24 protein-coding genes and 2 pseudogenes are annotated in these 20662 nt (G+C 33.2%); 8 read left to right on the top strand and 18 right to left on the bottom strand.

The genetic code is table 11. From position 1 onward, the window contains the following. Positions 1 to 60 precede the first annotated feature (60 nt). From AC2CGN_RS09230 to AC2CGN_RS09210, 5 genes are all read right to left on the bottom strand, one after another. Positions 61 to 999: an SDR family NAD(P)-dependent oxidoreductase gene (locus AC2CGN_RS09230; protein ID WP_484513449.1), complete on the bottom strand. Its 939-nt coding sequence runs from the start codon at positions 997 to 999 to the stop codon at positions 61 to 63. Between the two features lie 66 nt (positions 1000 to 1065). Then, positions 1066 to 1647: a TetR/AcrR family transcriptional regulator gene (locus AC2CGN_RS09225; RefSeq protein WP_429982484.1), complete on the bottom strand. Its 582-nt coding sequence runs from the start codon at positions 1645 to 1647 to the stop codon at positions 1066 to 1068. Positions 1648 to 1820: 173 nt separating this feature from the next. Further along, positions 1821 to 2246, bottom strand: coding sequence for a GatB/YqeY domain-containing protein (locus tag AC2CGN_RS09220; RefSeq protein ID WP_286927387.1), 426 nt, complete (start codon positions 2244 to 2246; stop codon positions 1821 to 1823). Between the two features lie 134 nt (positions 2247 to 2380). Beyond that, positions 2381 to 2749, bottom strand: a complete 369-nt coding sequence (locus AC2CGN_RS09215; RefSeq protein WP_484513447.1) for a hypothetical protein — start codon at positions 2747 to 2749, stop codon at positions 2381 to 2383. Between the two features lie 434 nt (positions 2750 to 3183). Then, positions 3184 to 3948, bottom strand: a complete 765-nt coding sequence (locus tag AC2CGN_RS09210) for a formate/nitrite transporter family protein (RefSeq protein WP_429982485.1) — start codon at positions 3946 to 3948, stop codon at positions 3184 to 3186. A 255-nt stretch (positions 3949 to 4203) separates the two neighbouring features. On the opposite strand from AC2CGN_RS09210, the gene AC2CGN_RS09205 reads away from it, so the two are divergent. Beyond that, complete coding sequence (locus tag AC2CGN_RS09205) at positions 4204 to 5199, top strand: PLP-dependent cysteine synthase family protein (RefSeq protein WP_484513444.1); 996 nt, start codon at positions 4204 to 4206, stop codon at positions 5197 to 5199. Between the two features lie 51 nt (positions 5200 to 5250). Here AC2CGN_RS09205 and AC2CGN_RS09200 read toward each other — a convergent pair whose 3' ends face one another. The 3 genes from AC2CGN_RS09200 to AC2CGN_RS09190 all read right to left on the bottom strand — a co-directional run bounded on the left by AC2CGN_RS09200 (position 5251) and on the right by AC2CGN_RS09190 (position 7448). Next, complete coding sequence (locus AC2CGN_RS09200) at positions 5251 to 6243, bottom strand: zinc-dependent alcohol dehydrogenase family protein (RefSeq protein ID WP_429982487.1); 993 nt, start codon at positions 6241 to 6243, stop codon at positions 5251 to 5253. Positions 6244 to 6343: 100 nt separating this feature from the next. Further along, entirely contained in the window at positions 6344 to 7036 is a 693-nt protein-coding gene (locus AC2CGN_RS09195; protein ID WP_484513680.1) for a VOC family protein, read from the bottom strand. Between the two features lie 73 nt (positions 7037 to 7109). After that, entirely contained in the window at positions 7110 to 7448 is a 339-nt protein-coding gene (locus AC2CGN_RS09190; RefSeq protein ID WP_283868796.1) for a cupin domain-containing protein, read from the bottom strand. A gap of 150 nt (positions 7449 to 7598) precedes the next feature. On the opposite strand from AC2CGN_RS09190, the gene AC2CGN_RS09185 reads away from it, so the two are divergent. Continuing rightward, positions 7599 to 7760 carry a hypothetical protein gene (locus AC2CGN_RS09185; protein ID WP_283868797.1) on the top strand — a complete coding sequence of 54 codons (162 nt, stop codon included), beginning with the start codon at positions 7599 to 7601 and terminating at the stop codon, positions 7758 to 7760. Between the two features lie 8 nt (positions 7761 to 7768). On the opposite strand, the gene AC2CGN_RS09180 is transcribed toward AC2CGN_RS09185, so the two are convergent. Beyond that, positions 7769 to 8521, bottom strand: a complete 753-nt coding sequence (locus AC2CGN_RS09180; protein ID WP_484513441.1) for a GNAT family N-acetyltransferase — start codon at positions 8519 to 8521, stop codon at positions 7769 to 7771. A 177-nt stretch (positions 8522 to 8698) separates the two neighbouring features. On the opposite strand from AC2CGN_RS09180, the gene AC2CGN_RS09175 reads away from it, so the two are divergent. Both AC2CGN_RS09175 and AC2CGN_RS09170 read left to right on the top strand, forming a co-directional pair. Beyond that, the gene (locus tag AC2CGN_RS09175; RefSeq protein ID WP_286927394.1) at positions 8699 to 9145 is read left to right on the top strand and encodes an NUDIX hydrolase; all 447 of its coding nucleotides are present in this window, start codon (positions 8699 to 8701) and stop codon (positions 9143 to 9145) included. Between the two features lie 38 nt (positions 9146 to 9183). Next, a complete protein-coding gene (locus AC2CGN_RS09170; protein WP_429987715.1) occupies positions 9184 to 9375 on the top strand; it encodes a hypothetical protein in 192 nt (63 codons plus the stop codon). A 647-nt stretch (positions 9376 to 10022) separates the two neighbouring features. Here the strand turns inward: AC2CGN_RS09170 and AC2CGN_RS09165 are convergent. The 4 genes from AC2CGN_RS09165 to AC2CGN_RS09150 form a co-directional block, all read right to left on the bottom strand. Beyond that, positions 10023 to 10679, bottom strand: a complete 657-nt coding sequence (locus AC2CGN_RS09165; RefSeq protein ID WP_484513438.1) for an MBL fold metallo-hydrolase — start codon at positions 10677 to 10679, stop codon at positions 10023 to 10025. A 144-nt stretch (positions 10680 to 10823) separates the two neighbouring features. After that, entirely contained in the window at positions 10824 to 11249 is a 426-nt protein-coding gene (locus AC2CGN_RS09160; protein ID WP_369593309.1) for a hypothetical protein, read from the bottom strand. 438 nt (positions 11250 to 11687) lie between these two features. Continuing rightward, entirely contained in the window at positions 11688 to 11915 is a 228-nt protein-coding gene (locus tag AC2CGN_RS09155) for a hypothetical protein (protein WP_054771116.1), read from the bottom strand. Between the two features lie 334 nt (positions 11916 to 12249). Continuing rightward, entirely contained in the window at positions 12250 to 13203 is a 954-nt protein-coding gene (locus AC2CGN_RS09150) for an alpha/beta fold hydrolase (protein WP_429982491.1), read from the bottom strand. A gap of 114 nt (positions 13204 to 13317) precedes the next feature. On the opposite strand from AC2CGN_RS09150, the gene AC2CGN_RS09145 reads away from it, so the two are divergent. Continuing rightward, complete coding sequence (locus AC2CGN_RS09145; protein ID WP_429985716.1) at positions 13318 to 13842, top strand: TetR/AcrR family transcriptional regulator; 525 nt, start codon at positions 13318 to 13320, stop codon at positions 13840 to 13842. Between the two features lie 207 nt (positions 13843 to 14049). On the opposite strand, the gene AC2CGN_RS09140 is transcribed toward AC2CGN_RS09145, so the two are convergent. Both AC2CGN_RS09140 and AC2CGN_RS09135 read right to left on the bottom strand, forming a co-directional pair. Further along, positions 14050 to 14295, bottom strand: coding sequence for a DUF4097 family beta strand repeat-containing protein (locus tag AC2CGN_RS09140; protein ID WP_484513435.1), 246 nt, complete (start codon positions 14293 to 14295; stop codon positions 14050 to 14052). A 2-nt stretch (positions 14296 to 14297) separates the two neighbouring features. Further along, positions 14298 to 14489, bottom strand: a pseudogene (locus tag AC2CGN_RS09135) (ATP-binding cassette domain-containing protein); the annotation flags it as partial. A 411-nt stretch (positions 14490 to 14900) separates the two neighbouring features. Here AC2CGN_RS09135 and AC2CGN_RS09130 point away from each other — a divergent pair. Together AC2CGN_RS09130 and AC2CGN_RS09125 are read left to right on the top strand one after the other, a co-directional pair. Continuing rightward, positions 14901 to 15683 (top strand): hypothetical protein, encoded by a 783-nt coding sequence (locus tag AC2CGN_RS09130; RefSeq protein WP_429987717.1) that lies wholly within the window; start codon positions 14901 to 14903, stop codon positions 15681 to 15683. 133 nt (positions 15684 to 15816) lie between these two features. Further along, positions 15817 to 16383 (top strand): hypothetical protein, encoded by a 567-nt coding sequence (locus tag AC2CGN_RS09125; protein ID WP_286927401.1) that lies wholly within the window; start codon positions 15817 to 15819, stop codon positions 16381 to 16383. Between the two features lie 361 nt (positions 16384 to 16744). On the opposite strand, the gene AC2CGN_RS09120 is transcribed toward AC2CGN_RS09125, so the two are convergent. Beyond that, complete coding sequence (locus tag AC2CGN_RS09120; protein ID WP_484513432.1) at positions 16745 to 17377, bottom strand: hypothetical protein; 633 nt, start codon at positions 17375 to 17377, stop codon at positions 16745 to 16747. Between the two features lie 122 nt (positions 17378 to 17499). On the opposite strand from AC2CGN_RS09120, the gene AC2CGN_RS09115 reads away from it, so the two are divergent. Beyond that, a complete protein-coding gene (locus AC2CGN_RS09115) occupies positions 17500 to 18159 on the top strand; it encodes a recombinase zinc ribbon domain-containing protein (RefSeq protein WP_484513430.1) in 660 nt (219 codons plus the stop codon). A gap of 46 nt (positions 18160 to 18205) precedes the next feature. Here AC2CGN_RS09115 and AC2CGN_RS09110 read toward each other — a convergent pair. Both AC2CGN_RS09110 and AC2CGN_RS09105 read right to left on the bottom strand, forming a co-directional pair. Further along, a pseudogene (locus AC2CGN_RS09110) lies at positions 18206 to 18328 on the bottom strand (ABC transporter ATP-binding protein); the annotation flags it as partial. A 481-nt stretch (positions 18329 to 18809) separates the two neighbouring features. After that, on the bottom strand, positions 18810 to 19517 hold the full coding sequence (locus tag AC2CGN_RS09105) for a hypothetical protein (protein ID WP_484513428.1): 708 nt from the start codon (positions 19515 to 19517) through the stop codon (positions 18810 to 18812). Positions 19518 to 20662 lie beyond the last annotated feature (1145 nt).

The raw sequence follows: 20662 nt of genomic DNA, 5'->3' as shown, positions 1-20662 counted from the left end.
AAATACATTAAATCCGCTATACTTTCTTGAAATATAGCGGATTTTTTATTGCTGTAAGTATTATCCTCCCCTTTGTTGCATCCATAAAATGGTTTCCTCTAGACCAGCTTTATAAGAAGTACGTGGTAAAGGGCCAATTTCCTTTTCATATTTTTCCCCACTTAAAATAACTGGTTCCTCTGTTAAATAAAACATTTCAACTACCTCTTTCATAGGTGGAGAGAATATTCCTATTAATTGTAACATTCCTTTAGTTACAGTTCGGATACCTTTCTTGTAGCCTGTTAATTCGCTTAGAATCTCCACTAATTGAACCCCGGAAATTGTATGTGTAGCTGGTACATTCCAATTTTGATTGTATGTATCATCCCTTAAGGCTAGTTCAACCATAGCCTTTGCACCATCGACTGTATAAAGGAATTCCCTCTTCACCTTCATATTTCCTACAAAATTAGCTTTTTTACCTTGGACAACATTTTTTAATGTTTCATAGAGAATGGTATTTTCTGCATTTGGTCCATATAAATCTGGAAAATGAACGATTACAGAAGGTACATGGCTTTCTTTTAATTTATTTTCCATAGACAATCGAATTATTCCCTTCTTTGTATGTGGTCTTTTCATTGTCTCCTCAGTTACAACTCTGAGCGATTGTTTCCCATATGCATAGATATTATCGACAAGTGCTATCCTCGCTCCTTGTTTTTCAGCTATTTTTATTACCATTTCTAGACACGGTATATGTAGCTTTTCCCAATCCTGATACGGAAAACTTATTGCATGAAAAATTACATCTACCCCATTCGAAACCTGACTAATATCCTGTTCATTGAAGATATCACCTGCAATGATTTCAACATTTTTGGTATGGTGAAATAAAGTAACTAGTTTTTCTTTGTGTCGTGCAAATGCCCTCACCTTTATTTGTCGCCTTACTAATTCATTTACAAGAGCATAACCCATTCCACCTGATGCTCCGATAACTAAAGCTGTTTTCAAGAATAATCCCTCCTTTAATTAACCGCCGGTCAAATAAAAGCTTAAAGATAGCTCCAGATAATTGATCTAGAGCTCAACTTTAATTAATGCTTTGATAAGAAATCTTGCATGTACATCTACCGCTTCCTTTGCTTCCTCATAATTTTTAACATAATGACGGTAATGTGCTACAAATCCATGCAACGCAATAAATGTAGAATGGATATCTGAAAGTAGCAGCGCAGTTTCTGATAAAGCTTGAACGGATTGTGCAAATTTTTCATAGCTAAGGTTGGCTGCCTCTTGGGAGAGTCCATCAATCTCATTGTCCCTCACCATAAACATTAATTCATATTGACTTTGATTATTTAAACCAAATGCCATATATCCTACAAAAATATTTTTTAGCTTTGTAGAACTATCTTCAGGGCCATTCACTGTATTCTCTAAAGTAGTGTTTAATTCAGAAAAGTATTCGCCTAAAATAGCATAAAATATTTCTGCTTTATTTTTAAAATGATAGTATATTGCCCCATGACTACAGCCTAGCTCTTTCGCAATACTACGCATCGATACATGGTGAAAATCCTTCGCAATAAATTGTTTATGTGCCTCATGGATAATCATTTCTTTTGTTAATTCCTGTGTTGATGGTTTACGCGGTGACATATTGACCTCCTATTTTGACCAGTGGTTAATTAATAGTGTACTATTAGTTATTTTAATTATCAACAGTTCAATCCTATTATCAATTTCGCCTTGACGTAATTGTAGCTGCCACTTCGCTTTCGCTACAAAAAAAACGAATTTCCTCTTTCGAAAGGAAATTCGTTTTTGTCAATTTAAATAATACTCTTCACAACTTTTGAAATAACAGCACCCTCAGCTTGACCTGTTAACAAAGGTTTGGCAATTTTCATTGCGTCTCCCATGCCCATTCCCTTTACTATTCCAGCCGCTGCAAGCTTTTCTGCAACTTCTTCTTCTGTTAATTGCTTTGGCAAGAATGATTTTAATAGTACTAATTTCGCTTCCTCTTTTTCAATTAAATCGGCTCTTCCTGCATTTTGGGCACCCTCTAAAGCTTGATTTGTTTGCTTTACCTCCCGATTGATAATTGCAATTTCTTCATCAGAAGATAAAGCCCCTCCTTTTTCCTTCTCCGCTAAATCTAATGCAGATTTCAACAGCGACAATACGCCTTTTGCCAATGCATCCTTCTCTCTCATCGCATTTTTTAATTGTTCAAATACCTCTGTTTTTAACAATGTTGTCACTCCTCTAGACCATTTATTTCAAAAAAATTATACCATAAAGTGCATTAGAGATGTTTTTCCCATCTCTAAGAGTAGGCTCCTCTTGATAAAAAAACCGTAGCCTCGAAGGATACGGTAATTAACATTTATTTTGCTCGCTTTAGCATACGTACATCTGCCTTTGTTTCAAGTAGTTCAAGAGATAATATTTCCATTTTCGTATCCATACTATCTATCTTCTGACTTAAATTTTGTTCTACTGAATCTAATCTGTTTTGCAGTAAATTTGTTTTTTCCTCCAATCTTGTTTCTACAGCATCAATTTTTTCTTCTAATCTTCTTTCAACCGCATCAATCTTTTCTTCTAATCTTTTTTCAACCGCATCAATCTTTTTTTCTAATCTAGCTTCCACCGCTTCAATTTGTTGCTGAAGATCAGTTTTCATAACCTGCATTTGAGTAGATAGCTCCAAAATCGCTTGAAGAATAGTATGTTGGTTCACTTCCTGCTCCATTTTATCTTCCTCCTCTCTATCATTCTTTGTTCTATCTATAATTCCTTAACATTGTTATCATTGTAGGAAAAGAAAAGTAGTATTCCATTTATGCCACTCTACTTTCCATTCTATCTAGGATTAATTTTAATGTCAAAATATCAAAAGAACGAGTCTAGCAATCAATATCATAATAGACTTCTCTACTACTTTTATAAACGACATTCTAAATTTTCATCATTATCAATTATGCTTCGGCATAATTGCGTCTCGAATCGGCTTTGTGCTTAGGGCTGCGTGAGGGCCGACACGATGTCGGTCATTTCGGTAAAGCCACAGGACGTGGCGTTTTTTACCGATGCAGATCAGTTAGCCGTTATCGCATGGATGCAATGATTTTAGGCTAACATCCTTTATTAAACTTCTTTCCGATTCTGCGACATCCGCCAGTGGCTTTACCTTCTTTCTCTTCCATTTATCCAATATATAATACCAATTATTGCTCCACCTATTATATTTCCAATTGTTACAGGTACTAAATTGGCGATGGCTCCTGCTAGCGATACCATTTCGCCATGAGGTATAAAGAGGGCAAGACAAAATAATGTCATATTGGCGATGCTATGCTCAAATCCTGAAGTAATAAATGGAAAAATACAACAAAAGATCATAGCTAATTTTGCAATTTCTGTTTTTAATTTATAGGCACACCAGACTGCTAAACAGACAAGCAAATTACACAGGATTCCACGGCATAAAAGGGCGACAAATCCGCCATTCATCTTAACAGTAGCTATTTTCTCAACATAATTGGCTGTATCTCCCACCGCAAGCCCTGCATAAAAAAATAATCCAGCGCTTAATAGAGAGCCACAAAAATTTCCTATGTAGCTAAATGTCCAAATACCTATCATTTCTAGGGGTGTAGTTTTTTTGGATAATGTACTAATTGATAAAACTAAATTATCCCCTGTGAATAAATTTGCTCCAGCCATCATCACCATACTAAGCGCCACGCCAAATGATAGACCTTGTACAACTCTCATACTTGGTACGCCAGCAGGATCAAACAAACCACCTATTGTAACGATAAGCAAAATGCCAAAGCCGATAAAAAGGCCACCTAAAACTGCTTGTAAGAAATAATTGACAGGTCTTTGCTTCATCATTGTTATTTTTGTTTCCGCAGTTATACAAACCTCAGCTAATGTCTCTTTCATTTCTTTCCCCCCATGCAAATATCAACTATATTTATCATAACTGATTAGTAAGCCTTCCAAAAATAACAATGTAAGGATTTTATTTTCAAGAAGAAACAAACCTTTGTATGATTAATTATAAATACATTAATTTTTCCTATCAGCCTTTTCAATCTTTCTATTAGGAATATCATTGCTTAAAATCCTTTCAAATGATATGATGCGTTTAATTCCTACAATACAAGTAAGTTAAGTAGGTAAAAAGGAGTGGATCTGATGGGTCAAGTAATTGCAAATAAAATAAAGCAATCCATAACGGAGTTAATTGGGCGTACTCCACTTTTAGCCTTAAATCAATATGTCAAAGAACAACAGCTTGAAACCGAAATTATTGTAAAGTTAGAGTACTTTAATCCAGCAAATAGTGTGAAAGATCGTATTGCTAAAGCCATGATTGAGGATGCTGAAGCTCGAGGTGTTTTAACAAAGGACAAAACAATTATTGAAACAACCAGTGGAAATACTGGTATTGGTCTAGCGGCAATTGCAGCAGCAAAAGGTTATAAGCTTCGAATTTACATGCAGGATAGGGTAAGTGAGGAGCGCGCAAAGGTTGTGAAGGCATATGGGACTGAGGTAGTACCATTTTCTGAAGTTCCAGAAATGGTAGCTGCCTTTGAGGAGACAGATGGTGATTTTGTGGAAACAATTAAAGTTTTTAGAGAAACCGTCGTTGATCGTGAGGAAAATGTGGTATTTCTTAATCAACTCGACAATGAGGCCAATCCAAACATTCATAAGCTAACAACAGGTCCTGAGATTTGGGATGATACGGACGGTGATATTGATATTTTTGTAGCCTCAATAGGGACGGGCGGGACAATAAGTGGTGTAGGTACCTTCTTAAAATCTAAAAACCCCAAGATTCAAATTATAGGTGTGGAGCCAGCTATTAACTCCATTGCAACCGTTGATAATCCAGATATAATTGAAATCACGGGTGTTCATCGCTTCTCTGACGCTGATGAGGGACGCGTTCCATCGAATGTTCATTTAGAGATTATTGATGAAGTGCTTGAAGTAGAAACTGTTCAAGCCTATGAAGCTGCTCGTGCAGTAGCGAAAACAGATGGACTATTAGTAGGTACCTCATCAGGTGCTGCCTTATTCGCTGCTACTGTTCTTGCAAAACGTCCTGAGAATAAAGGAAAAAGGATAGTGGTCATCCTTCCAGATACTGGTCTTCGTTATTTATCAACTGATTTATTTTAAGTGAAAGAAACGAAGGGTATAACAGACTGCCCTTCGTTTCTTTACAGGATTTTAATAGCTTGTTAGAAAAACCTTTCCTTTAGTTGTTTTGGATGATTCCACAATCTTTATTGCTTTTTGAATCTCTAATAAATCATAATGAGAATCAACTGCCATCATTTTTAACATACCACTACTCACCAAGTGTATTAATTGATGGAATGTATCTTGCCATCTTTCTACAGAAACCTGCTTATTCCAATGGCGTAAATGGAATATATTAGCCCTAACATTGGCCTCCTTCACAATACTTTGCCAGTTCACTTGTACGCCTGATAAAAGACCAATCGCTAAAAATTCTCCGCCCGATTTTACACAGAATGCAAGCTCATTACCAGCTGTTCCTCCGATAGAATCAATAGCTGCATCAGCTCCTTGGCCATTAGTAATTTCCATTACCGTTTCATAGAGCGGTATTATAGAGGTATCAATTACGTAGGAAGCACCAAGCTGAAGTAAATCATCTGTATGCTTATTATTTCTCGTTACTGCAATAAGCTGAAAACCAATCAACTTTGCTAGCTGAGCAAAAATATGACCAATAGCAGATCCACAGGCATTTACTAATAAAACATCATCTGGATGCAGTTTTAGTACTTCTGTACAAGTAACCCAAGCTGTCATGGGGTTAATATACATTTGGGCAGCGGTAAAATCATCTATTGAATCTGGAATTGGTACGGAAAATTCTGCTCTTGATTGAACAATCTCCTGCCAAGTTCCATCTCCTCGTAAAGGTAATACACGTTTACCGATAAGATTTTGAGAAACAGAAGGACCTACAGCCTCTATGATACCTATTCCCTCATAGCCAGGAATAGTTGGTAAAGAAATTCGATGAGCATACTTCCCCCAAATTGGTATTAAATCAGATGGATTTATAGGTCGTGCTAGCATCCGAACAATTATTTCTTGTGCTTGTGGTGGCTTAATCGTTTTATTTTCAAACTTTAAAACCTCTAGGGGATTTCCAAATTCATAGTATTTAATGCTTTTTGCTTTCAATAAATAGGACTCCTTATTCATAAAATAACATTATACTTGGAGCATCGGAATCACACTTCAAATATAAAGGTTTTTTACCTAATCATAGGAAACGATGTTTTTATAGCCGCGTAATTGTAAACTCAGCCTTCTCATTCAAACACAGTAGTAGATGATTGTTAATTTCTATCACTATTGGACTGACAATCGCTTTTTTATTTGAAAAATACCATATACGTTCACTTGGTCCTAATAATAAATTTGCTCCATCCTCATAATTCCCCATAAACGTAAGACTATCTGCGCAAATTTCATTATTATTCATTGGTATAATTCCATATTTTTTTAATGTATTTGCTACTAAATAAATAGTATCTGTTGTGATATTCATTTCACCGATGCTTAGCACATGCTCTGATGAAAAAGACATGGCATCTACTTTAGAATTAACTTCCTGTCTTGCAATAAGCTCTATAATATTTTCTTCTGGGTCATAAAAATAACAGGAAAAGGCCTTCAAAGTGTCAAAATATACTTCATCTTCTTCGGCTGAAAACAGTATTTTCGCACGCTCTTTTACCCAGCTTTTTGCCTGTTGAAATAAATTACATGGAATATTTAAAGCAAAATGATATTGCTTTTGTACGGAAGCAGGAATTTTTTCAAACGTTATAGTACTTTCACCGAATGAAACAGTAAAATAATGATCGGTATTTTTTATTAATAAAAATCCTAATTGTGTACTATAAAATTCCTTCATTTTATGTAAATCATATGCATATAGCTTTACTTTGGTAATTTTCACTGTAAGCATCTCCCCTGCCCTTTGTTTCATTTACTATACTAGACTCAGTAAATGAATACCTCATGCAAAAGAATGAATCATCTTATAGTGGAATACGATCGCCTCTACTATTAGGCTGTGAAATAACTAAAAACTCTATATCTTTCTCTGTATTATTTTGCATTTGATGCGGTGTTAAAGGGGGAACTTCTATACCTTCACCTTCCTGTAATATAATGGGATTTCCGTTAATTTCGATTGTTGCGGTGCCAGACAGCACAAAGAAAAATTGTTGTGCATGATGATGATAATGGTTAATTTCTGTTGTTTTAGCTGGCATACGCTCATGAATAATACTAAGCTTTTTATTTTTAACTAGATGCCAGCCATCACATAGTTCTCCCCAACAATAATGCTCTGCATTTTGTTTGCTTATTTTCAAAATGAGTACCACCTTTCTATAACGTTAACACTAAGGCTATTCTCTACATACGGTTCTATCCCGTACCCTACCAATTACCAAAATTAAGGATATACTATATAATATAAATAACACTATAAACTTTAATTTATCATGTTAGGAGAGAGAGGAATGAATGTCAAAAAACAGTTGTCTGGTATCGCTCTCGGCTTTTTGTTTACAACAATTCTTATCTATATCTTATTTGATTTTTTCTCTTGGTCAATTAGCCTCGGGTATTTATTAGGTATTTGTGTTTTTGCTATGCTATTACTTTTCTTGAAAAGGAAATAAATGCTTATTCATAATGTGTTTAAAAACTTTTCAAATTTGTTGACACTCATAATTTCATGTGTCACGAACTGCCCATTATAAAATAATCCAAAGGTTGTCCAAATAATAGGTGCATTCTGTGCTTCTTCTTTTGTGGTTAGCTGATAGGCATGAAAAGGGATACCTTTTTTTACAGTAGCATCCCTTAAATCATTTATAACACCTACTGCAAAGGGACATTGAGCAGTATAGTATATGATAATACCATCTCCCTGAGATTTTAGATCGCTCGTATGAAATTTAAATGATGGCTCAACAGCTTCGTCGTTAAATTTATAGACAGCTAGCTCAAAATAAGGGGCTGCATGATCTATAATTTTAAATCCCAAATGCTCCAAAAAACGTTTATCACTTAAAAAAGGAAGCTTTTTCTTTCCTACTATATGGACAATCCCATCCATTCCCTGTGCTTGTGCATCCTCTATACACTTTTCAAGTAATCGTCTAGCATGATGCTGATTTTTATATTTACCTGAAACCCATAGACAATTTATATACATATAATTGGGTGCCTCAATAGGAGCCCAGGCCTGATGAGCGGGCAAATATTCGATAAAAACCTTTGCCCGCTCATTCAATCGATAAAAAACCAGCCCATCGTTTATGCGATTCATTAACCATTTTTTCTTTTCTTTTACTGCTTGCTCGTATTGCTTAGCGCCAAGTGCACAACATATATGCTCCTGTTCAATTTGATTGCTAGTCATTTGAAGATACTCCACTTTATAATTCACCTCTGTCCTTTCTAAATTCCAAATCCCTGTTACCTATATTATACCAAATGGAAAATTCCCCATGTTATATTAACCAACTTCCGATGACATAGTTCAGGAAATTTGATACAGTTGTTATATTATTTTACTTTAGAAAGGTTTATAACAATGAATTATATACAATTTATGAGAAATTTTATTGGTCATGAAACATTAATAACAATAGGCTGTGGTGTCATTATTGAAAAGGAACATCAAATTTTATTACAGCATCGACTAGACGTAGATAATTGGTGTATACCTGGTGGTTTAATGGAATTAGGTGAAACATTTCAACAAACGGCCATTAGGGAAGTATTTGAGGAAACTGGTTTAGAGGTTTATAATTTAGAGCTATTTGGAATTTATTCTGGTAAAGATTGCTTTGTAGAGTATCCAAATAAAGATAAAGCTTATAGTGTTCAAATTATTTTTAAAACATTGGATTTTAAGGGTGAATTATTACAAAAATCAGAGGAAAGCAGGGAACATAAATTTTTTGCTAGAAATAAGCTTCCTAATAAATTAAATCCTAGGCAAGAAAATTTTATAATGGATTGGGTAAAAAATGTGAAGTTACCTATTATCAATTAATTAAATTTTTTCATTGAAAACATAGAGGTGTATATAAAATGAGAAACATTATAACGGGTACCTTAAGTATTATTATTGGATTAGCGCTTGGCTATCTCTTTATTGGTAAAAATCAAGCTCCTTCCAATCAATATACACTTATACTTATTTTTATAGTAGCTATTTTAGTCCTAATACCCATTTATCGTAAATTTTATATGGAGTGGAAGGACGAGAAGGAGAAATTTTGAACAAATGCATTAAGATAAAAAACATGAAATTTGGTGGTAAAATGAAAATATCTAGCAAAGAGAAATTTTTGTGGATTAGTATTTGCTTGACGATCTTTTCTATATTTTTGGTATCGTATCCATCTAATGAATTTGGAGGACCAATGCGTTGGGTCAGTTATAAGGGCCATGAAGAAATACAATCTGCATGGTCATTCTTTACACCAACTTTCTTTACACAAACTCATTTTCATATGCTCCATTTTTTTATCAATGTCTTTCTATTCTATATGCTTTTAACCTATAGCAAAAAAATATTGCTTTATATCAAGTCAAAAAATTAGAAATACAGGTCCTTTTTAAATAAAAAAATGGTTAGGATGCAGCAACCTTATTAATACCAGTTTGCATACTCTAACCATTTTTTAAGCTTCAAATTCGTTGTTAGTTAAGGGTCACTATAGAGTGTTCCACCAGACACCATCGCTTCATTTACTAGCATATTTTTACTTTCTTCTGATTTTCGGCATCATAAAATCGCTTGTGAAGAAGTTAAGATATTCGGAATGGCCTTTTTAGTAAATTCTTTGAAACGTTCTATCATTAGTAATACAAAACTAGTTTATTGAATGAAAAGCCTTTTTTTCGTACCTCCAAAATTAAAAAAATCAAATTACTTTTTGAATTTGTTCGTTAATATTTCCCTTACTTAGACCTCCATGGTAACAAATCACGGATTCTATATCGAAATCTAAGTATTTCTTTATAGAAAGCTGAGCTTCATGTAAATCCAGTACTGTCGGGATATGAATTCCTTCAATTACCCCATTGACACTGTACATTGAATCCCCGGCAATCAACGTTTTACTCTGTTGTAAATACAAGCTTATATGTCCAGACGTATGACCTGGTGTATGAATAACACGAATCCCACCACAATATGGTAACTCTTGACCATCTTTTAAGGTTTCATTCACCTTGCCCTTTGGAGGGTTCTCAAGATGTCCATCTTTTATCAGAGGGATTTCTCCTTGGATATAAGGTTTATCCAGCTGATGAGCATATACTTTAATATGACTTCCTCCTTCTAGTAATAGCTCAGGAAGACTACCGATATGATCAATGTCCTGATGGGTCAAAATGATAGCTTGCAATTTATCAAACGGTACACCTATTTCTTCAATTGCCAACCGTATATCCTCCATTTGCCCAGGAAATCCAGTGTCTATTAAAACAGCCATTTCTTGATCCCATAAAAGAGTCGGATGAATAATAAAATCTTGATACTCTAGATGAAGCATTTCTACACCCTTAGAAACTTCCATACCTATGGTCTCCTTAATAATTTTATTTTGTAGTTTTTAAATGATTAATTACACTAGAATTCTCACAGCACTCTAAACTAACCTAAATATAATTTCTGTTTCACTTTGAAAAGTTCCTGCTTATCTTCATTTATTTCACTAATTTCAGGAGGCCGATTTCATCATTTTGAAAACTACCAAATTAAATATTTTTAGAAGTATAAAATATAAAAGTGCTGCAAAAGTTCCAATCAAAAGAAAGATAAGAAGTCTATTCATATATGTAACAGCAGAAGTTAAGAAGTATACGATTCCTCCTATGATTGCTCCACTCACGCAATAAAGTACTGCTTGATTTAATTGTTTTTGAATTTTAGTGTCAATAAACCAAGAAATAATAACTCCCAAAATCCCATAGATAACAAGTGAATATCCAATAAACATCAAGAATAATGTTTTAGTTGAATATCCGCTCGTTTCACTTATTTCCTCCTCCATAGAGCCATAGCCAAAATAAAAACTTAAGAACCAAGATAAAATTATTGCGGAAATAACAGAAATTGTTATTCTTTGAAATAATGAATGTGACATTGATGTTCCTCCATAAAATTAGTGACTCTTTTTAGGAGTACCATTACTATTTCCTACATTTTAGCTAAATTGAATTAAATTATTACTACATAAAAGGAAAAGAAGAAAAACCTTCTTACTTTTTCCATGTCCATACATTTATGTATTATTAAGTCTGTTAATGTCATAAAACAAAAAGAACATCACCTAATCATTTAAGTGATGTTCCACATCCTACCCCTTTGTGCAGAAGGGATAAGATGCATCAAAAACAGTATACCAATTTAGAAATATTAAATGTATCCAACAAATGGATTAAAAAGAAATATAATTATATTGTATTGAATAATATACTTTTTCAACCAAAAGTAACCATTCAAAAAATATCAAATCCGGGTAAACACCTTTAAAAAATTTATTTAAAGGCATATTCAGTATTCAATTGTTATTGTTGTAACACTATTTATCGGGTAAAGGTTTTTCTGGTCGTTTAGAGCAGTATTTGCATTCTGGGTCACTACACTTTGATTCTATCCAACTATTACACTTCGGACAGAAATAAGTATCAAAATCGTCGTAATAAACTAGATTGAACTTACAATTAGAGCAAAAATTATCTTGTTCAACTTGGCCATCAAATACAAAGTTATCAATTACTACTTTGTAGCCATCTTCTTTTATTTTCATAAATGACCTCCACTATTCAAAATGAATAAAACATCTCCACAATTTCACAAAAAAAAGTCCACACATTTCTTCATGAGTATGTATATAGGTCCATGGGAATGTATCATCAAACAAATAAACATCGTTTTTTATTATTTAGATCTGTTGATAATTAAGATTGTGCATTTTAAACAATTCTACAATGTTACTTCCCTGAGATACACAATGGTTAATATTATTATAACAGTTTTAATGTAACAGAAAATCAATTAACTGGATTCATTATGGAATTACAAAAATCTCAGGTAGACTTATACTTGGTACCTGTGTAGCAAAGTATTACCTATTAATAGTACTAGAATTCCTTTATTTCATTACTGTTTGAAAAAATAGAACTATTCAAAGAATTTACAATCAAATTAAATGTGTCAGACCTTGTCCACTGGGGAAAATGGGCGGTATTTTTTATACTAAAACAGACTTTAGGAGATGTAATACTTCGATAAAAATCAAAAACTATTTCGGAGGAAGCATGATAATCATACTCACCTTCGATAAAAGCTATTGGAACCTTAAAATTTTTATAAGCAGAAAAATCAATTTCTGATACTTCGTGCCATAACTTAATTATGGACTGCTTAGAACCTTTTAGTCGTTTTATACAATCCATTAATGAATAGTTTTTGGAAAAAATAAAATATCGATATAATGATAAATACGTACTTTTTCCATATAGAGAAACACCTTGCTTGATTAGTTGACTCATAAAAAACATTAAATCAGAATACCAATTATCTTGAGTAAACTTTGTGTTTAGAGAAGAAATTTTGTTTTTAAGATGATGATTATCAATATGACTGACAATGTATTCTTTACTTTTTTCAAACATTTTTTGCGAACAAATAACTTGTCCAACTCCAATATAAAAATGGATCAATTCTGGATACGAAATTATGAATTTCATCCCAATAATACTTCCCCATGAATGTCCTATTAAACATATTTTCTCCTTTTTGAATTCAACAAGGAGATTTTCAATTAAGACCTTTAAATCAAGAACAAAATCATTAATTGAAATATGTTCATCATCACTAAATTTATAGTATGATTTTCCAGCACCCCTTTGCTCCCAAATGATTAACGTATAGTTTTCGGATAAATTTGAATTAAAATGCTCAACAAGAGGTAGTGCTGCATCACCAGGTCCGCCATGTAAATATATTAAAATAGGATTATCCAAATTAGTACTTACTACTTGAACATATTGATTAATACCATTTACGGAATACATTTTTCCATAATTATACATAACATCTCCCTACTTTCTTTGACACAGATGTGTCATATAAGTATAGTTTAAATATGAAATATTGGTTTTGCAATAAATGGAAACACATTGGTAGTTAGTGTGTCAGGAGGAAAAATGGGAAAAAAAGAAGATATAATTAATGGTTTATTTTCCGTTATGGAAAAATATAACTTCACGCTAATAACTGTTACCCAAATAACGCAGGAAGCTAGCGTAGGAAGAAAAACGTTTTATAGATATTTTAAAAATAAAGAAGAAGTGCTTGAAGAATCTATAAATTTATTATTCATAGAGTACTCCTCCTTTCAAGAAAATTATTTTTCTTCTAAATATGAAGTGCTAATTTATAATCATTTTTTATTTTGGAGTAATCATTTAACATTTCTTAAACTTATGTATAACCACGAACTAATGTTATATATTTTTAAACAATATCAAAGGTATGTTCCTAAGCTTAATAAAAATTATTTAATTAACATAGAAGTTAAACCTATCACTGCAATTTATGCAAATGCATTTACTACCGGCATATTTTGGTCAATGCTTTACACATGGATAGAGAATGGAGCAAAAGAAACCCCCACTGAATTAGCAAATATATGTATACAATTTTTACAAAATAGAGTATTAGAAAACTAAAAGCGGTTCATGATAAACCTTGAATCAGAAATACCGACTGTTCAAAAAAAGATTGGTGTCAACAAATCCTATCTCCAAACACTTTTAATTCACAAAAATATTCAAAAAGACCAGGTACTCACTTTTAAATGAGTGCCTGGTTATCTGCATTGGCTTATTGTACATTACTCGGAAGTTTATATTAATATCATCAGTCAATAAAGCGCTTCATCTTACTATTAAATCACCAGAAGGGGTTTTAACGTTTAATGTATTCATACCATCCCCTATTACTCCAATAGCTTTATTTTCATCTTTATCCTCATACATGATATTCTTCAGCTTAATGTCTGGCTTCCCTGAATTTCCTTTAAAATCAATTTTGAGTGATTTAGGATTTTTTTTGAAAGTTGTCTTAACATCTCCACTTGTTGTTACAATATCTAGTGTATTTATCATTTCTTCTATTATCATCGTAACTTCTCATGTGCTGTTAATTTGTCATAAAAAACGGGATATTCAATAATACTTCCCATACGCTTTAGCATTTCATAGGATTTAGGATTCACTTTCTCTCCAAAAATTTCAATTTCTCCACTGGAAGGTTTAACTAAATTCATAACCATTCGCATAATAGTTGTTTTGCCAGCACCGTTAGGAGGGAGGAAAAGCGCTTATCTTTTTCCCCTTCAAAAACAAAATCCTCTCAAATAGATTTTTTGATTTATTAAAACACAGATTGGGCACACTTCGTATCACGCAAAAGGCAAGGAATTGATTCGTTGTTTTGAATAACAGATAGAGGTTTTTACCAAAAAAAGTATCTGACAAAATAGATATTTAGTTAATTATTTATATTCTCTCCCTTCTAATATTCTGATACAATCAATAATATATATTTCCTCTTTTACCATATAATTGATATCTTTTGATTTGGACATAGGAGGTGTGTAGTTTGTTATATCCTTTTTAATTTTGTTTAACATCATAAAATTTTTTATGTATCAATTTATTTATTGAGCGTTACTTTTATAAATGTTATAGAAAACTAACTATATTGAAAGCGGTGAAATTCAATCATGAAAATTACAAATTTCTCACAAATACAGTCTACTTCTGTCAACACAGCAAGTAATGACACGAAGAAAAAAGATAATCAAACTCATTTAACAGAAACCTATATCCCTACGACAAAAAGCACCCAAACTGACAACTCGCTATGGAATTACACACCCCATGAAATTGGGAAACAAACCAATGTCAAGACAGCCTCCATGTTTTCCAATGATTTAACAACACCTGATTGGGATGTGTTACCAACCAAAGGGAAACAAGTACCATCACAGGATGAATTAATAGAACAAATGAAAACGTTAGCTAGGAGAACGGCAAAAGCAGCCAATGATTCAACACATCGAAATAATGATGAAAATCATGCCATTAATAGACAATTTGCCATATTACGTGCACAATATATTTCACCTGTATCACCTGACCGCCAAGCACTGCATCAACAGGCTATGAAAGCCATTAAACAATTTGAAGCAGAAGAAAGCGAAAATGCGACACCTTTAGGAGAATTATCGCTTGTCACCTATCTAAGTAAAAGGGATAGGGGAATAGAGAAAAATATAGCCATGTCTACTGATGGTATCGTTAAACCGAGGCAAAATTCTTTAGGTGGTTACGACTATGAAGTGGTAGTTGGAGGACAGACATTATTAACAAGCATTAATGGCAAGTGGCATTATGGTTTAACACCTGCCGAACAACAAAAGAAGGATGAGTTTAATAAAATATATTGGTCGTTTGTAGACCAAGCAAAGAATGAGTTAAAAAATTTATCAAACCAGCAAGAATAAATCATTTTTTGTAAGTTTACTATTATTTAACTATTTAATTTGAATTTATTTTACAAATATCTGCTTTTATGGTAATTTATGGTTATAGTGCAGTTTGGAAATATTTGAAAAATGAAATAAGGTGGGATTAAATTTGAAAAAGCTTCTATATGCTGGATTAACAGCAGCTATGGTATTATCTACAGGTACTCCTGCTACTCTTGCAAGTGAACGTGCGCTAACAGAGAACTTGACAGAAATAAAAACTGTTGAAGTACCATTAGTAGATGTATTGGAGGATTATGCAACATATGCAATTAATCAATCGACAACAAGTACACTAGCTAAGGATTTTGCTACATCAAGGTCGACAGGTAAAATTAGTTCTATTGGGCAAAATATTGATTTAAGTAAAGTAATTCCTACGGGTTCAAAAGTTGTTAGTGTTACGATTTATTGTCCAACTAATGTATCTGTGACACAATCACTCTATACATCCATTGATAATTATCGTCTTACAAATGGTGATGGCACTACAGCAACTGTTAAATTCCAAAAGACTAATACACCAACATCTACAAGCAAAACAACAGCTTTTGCAGGTGACAATGCTAGTAGTCTATGGTTTGTCCAAATAGAAGGAACTGTTCTGATGCAACATACAGGCATGGATGGATTCACTGTATTTGGTGGTAGTAAAATGATTGTAGAATATAACTAATTTTTCAAACTGCACTATCCTAATATTTTAAGATTAGGATACATCCCTTGACAGTAAGACTTTACTGGTTACGAATTTCTATAAACAATCTTTATGTTAGAGATGGCAAATGAAATGACAATTCTTTAGTTAGAGTGGCAAAAGCTACTCTTTTTTTATTTGTACTTAATTCGTAGCTAATATTAAATTACCCTTGTACACGCATTGATGGCTGAAGTAAATGTATTTTGTTTGAATAACTTAGCATATTTAGGATTACATAAGCCTTTATCATACCTAGTTCACCCCTTCTATTCAGTAATGGAACTTGGAACCAGCCACTTGATGCACCATATAACCATGTAAAATCAGACTCTTTTGGTTAATCTTCTGTATCTGTCATTTGCAATGTTCCTTGCGAATAAGTAAACGATTTACCATTGATGGTAAACGGTTGACTTAAATCAAGCCCTATCTCCTCAGCAAATTTTGGGAAATGTTGCGCAAACATAGCATCATTATTCACACTATCCACAGATTGTTTTCCTTCCGTTAACATAGAGAGGCTCATAAAGACAGCCACAAGTTCATTTGCTTCTTGACGTTCAGCTTGTGAATAAGAGCGGTGCCTTTTAAGTGCGGCTGCCTGTTCAGGTGTTAGCCCTGTCCCAGGTGCTGAACCTTGAAACATAGGACTAAAATTAGAATTAAAGCCACCACCAGTCAAAGCCGTGCCATTAAGAGGTTTGCCATTGACTGAGCCTAAATGATAGTACACACCATTAGTAATATTGATGGAATTTGTTTGTTTATCAACAAGCTGCGTAGGTGTCGCCTCCTGATAAATAGCATTACAAGATTGCACAAATTCCGCATATTTTTCACGAGATGCTTCAATTTTTTCTAGTCTAGAATCTGCTTTATCTATTTCAGTGTTAAATAAGTTTTGTTGTTGCTGCGCTTGGAATGTAGAAACCATTCCCAAACTTCCAATGGAATTAAACGAAATTCTCATCAACTATTCCTCCATTTCTATTGATGTTTGTCCTTCTAATAAAATAAAATCAGCTTCCATCACAAGAACATCATCATTAGGAGATTCACTTAACATTTCGTTGTCCAGATTGTGGAATGTGCATGACAAGGAAATCCTATCGCAGACAAACAAAGTCTGGATGGAAAGAATACGCCTATTTTGTTTGTTCTACCTATGCGATTAAACATAAAGGAAAATGCACCCGACACAGTATGAGTATAGAGGACATCACAGAAGCCGTATTACGAGCAATTCAAGCACAAATAGCGCTTGTTGATGATATGACGACCATCATTCAAGCCATTAACAAGCAGCCGATTGTTCAGACAAAATCGAAACAATTAGCACAGCTATTCAAGGCGAAACAACAAGAGTTAGAAAAAATAACAGTCGTCACAGATAATCTGTATATGGATTGGAAAACTGGCGATATTACAAAAGCTGACTATTTGCGGATGAAAGCAAAATTTGAGCAGAAAATGAATGAAGTGACACAAGTGATTGGCAACCTAGAAACAGAAATGACGACTGTTCAAAAAGGAATCGGTGTGAACCATCCCTATCTCCAAGCATTTTTAAAGCATAAAAATATTCAAACACTTGACCGAGGTTTATTGGTTGAGCTGATTGATATGATTTACATTCATGAGAATAAAGAAATGACGATTCAATTTAATTTTGCAGACCAACATCAACATATATTGGAATTCATTCAACAAAACAAGAAACAATTCATGACAACGGAAAATCAAGTCATGTGATTTGCTGACTTGGTTTTCTTTCTCCGTAAATTTGTCTACATATACATGCTCCATTAGGACCCAAGAAACCATAAATTTCTCCTTTTTTGACATGCATGTTCACATTTGAAATCACTTCCTTTTCTTGGTATATCTTTGTTAGATTATTTGTTTGTATGATATATGTCATGTAAATCCTCCTTCTTCCATGTTTTTATTTTATCCTTCGAAAATATCTATTTTCTTTCTCATTTCTTACAAAAATCTTAATTTATCATATGACAAATCCTCTAATTTTTGGAAATATTTAATTCCAAAGAGGCAGCAAGATTTATATCTTCGCACAGATAAATTACCACAGGACTTGGCGTTCTTAGACTGAGTTCCGCTATTTCAGTAGGTGGTAGGACACCCGCTGAATAGAAATCATAACCGCATTCATTTCACCACCTGTATATGTGGGGGGTCTTCTGTAATTGCCGCTGTCGCTATGCTTACGCGCATAAACATCTGCCGCTATGCTTTGGATACAAAAAACATTTACTGAATGAAGATAAATATATCACTAGGACCAAAGTGGTTTTTAATGAAGTGAAAACAAAAAGCCCAGCCTCAAAAATTAATTGATACCAGGGCTGTAATCAGTAAAAGCTTTGAATCGCCTCTAAATTTTAATTTGATGTTTGGATGGAAGTTAATATCCCATTTTCAAAGTATAAATAATTATAATTATCATATACCCATTGTTCACTTGTCCCATTTGCATTAACAGTTTTGTTAATATTGCTTGGCGCACCCCAGCTACTTAACAAAACATCATCTTTCGTCATACCTATTGTTACGCCGCGTGAAGCTTTTTCTTGAAGTAATCTCTCTCTTTCATTACTTTCTCTTCTTTCAATTTTTTGTTTTTCACGTTCATTTTCTAGTTGCTCCATGTCCTCTTTATGTTCTTCAATTTCTTTACCAAATTTACTTTCAATAAATGCTACAGTTTCCTTGTTAAGATTTTTAAAATGTAATTCATCGTAATCTCTACTCGGAAATTCGGAGGCATTATCAAAGATCTTTTTAACTGATTTATTATATAGTTCAATAATTTCCTTTGTAGGTTTTAAATTATTCATATTAGATAAAAAAACATTTCGATAGTGTAATACGACCGTATCATACTTTTTGTTATTATAATGAGTTATAAATTGCTGTTCTGTATTTTTAAGTTTCTCCAATTCTTCATCACTGTAATCTAATATCTCTTCTACTTCGGGACTTGTTTCAGAAACTTCATCTTTATTTAATTTTTTATTTTCTAAAATAAAATACAATGCCACTCCTATTAATATAATCAACAAAACACTTCCAATTAATGCTTTTTTCATACTTTACACTCCTACTATTTATGTTTTAATTCCCATTTATAATACATATTACTAAATTTTGTAGAGGGTGTGTATATTTTTTTAGCTATTCCTCGATTGCCAAATTTTATTTCACTATAACTACTGATACATTTAGTGACAAAATAAGATTTCCATCGTGGCGTGTACTTTTTTGTCCATCACAGATAAAGATTAAAATGTATCCGCATTCATCTCACCACCTGTAGAGGTGGGAGTCTTCTGTATCTGCCGCTGTGCTTTCGATACAAAAATTTTCTGAACGAAGATAAAATAAAAAAGCCTAGGCTCAAAATTAATTGATTACCAGAGCTTTGCTGTAATGCTTATTCATTTACAAGTAACAGACCCAGAAAGTGACAAAAAACCTCTTTCTACTATAAGAAAGCCAGCACATTTTAGATCCATATACCCTGTTAATATAACTTATCTAGCAATTTCTGCTTTTTGATATTCTAGTCTCATTTTTTAATGACAATTCCTCTAATCGTTAAGGTATTTTTGTCCTATCATTACTATTACTTACGATTAATGCTAATTTAGTCCACTTATTCATCCATTATATATGTATTTGAGTAATTTTGTTTTCTGATTAATAAATACAAATAGATTTAGGGAACCATCAGAAGAATAAGTTTTGTAAAGAAACCAGCTCGGCTAACATAATAGCTTTGCTGGTCATTCATCTTTTATTTAGATATTGTAATTTCATTGCACAAAAATAATGGATTAGTAGCTTTAAATGTGATCTCTGCAAAAATATCTATGACTATTCAATTGTTGTCTTTATAATGCAATCATTTTCACCTTGGCGTAATTGTAGTTGCCGCTATGCTTTCGATCCAAAAAACATTTGCTGAATGAAGAAAACTATTCCCGAACACAGAAATACTATTTAAATAAAATAAACATAAAATTTAACTATCTCATATAATACATTATACGTAAGTTTTATTTACATATTTTAATGAAAGTAAAACTAAGTGTTTTATCTTATCAAAATACTGTATATGTCATTCCGCCTGGCATTGGCATTCCGCCTGGCATTGGCATTCCACCTGGCATTGGCATTCCACCTGGCATTGGCATTCCACCTGGCATTGGCATTCCACCTGGCATTGGCATTC

The organism is Lysinibacillus sp. DFXJR4 (assembly GCF_057196045.1).
Note: the sequence above shows the minus strand (reverse complement) of the source record. Positions and strands in the feature narration are given on the sequence as shown.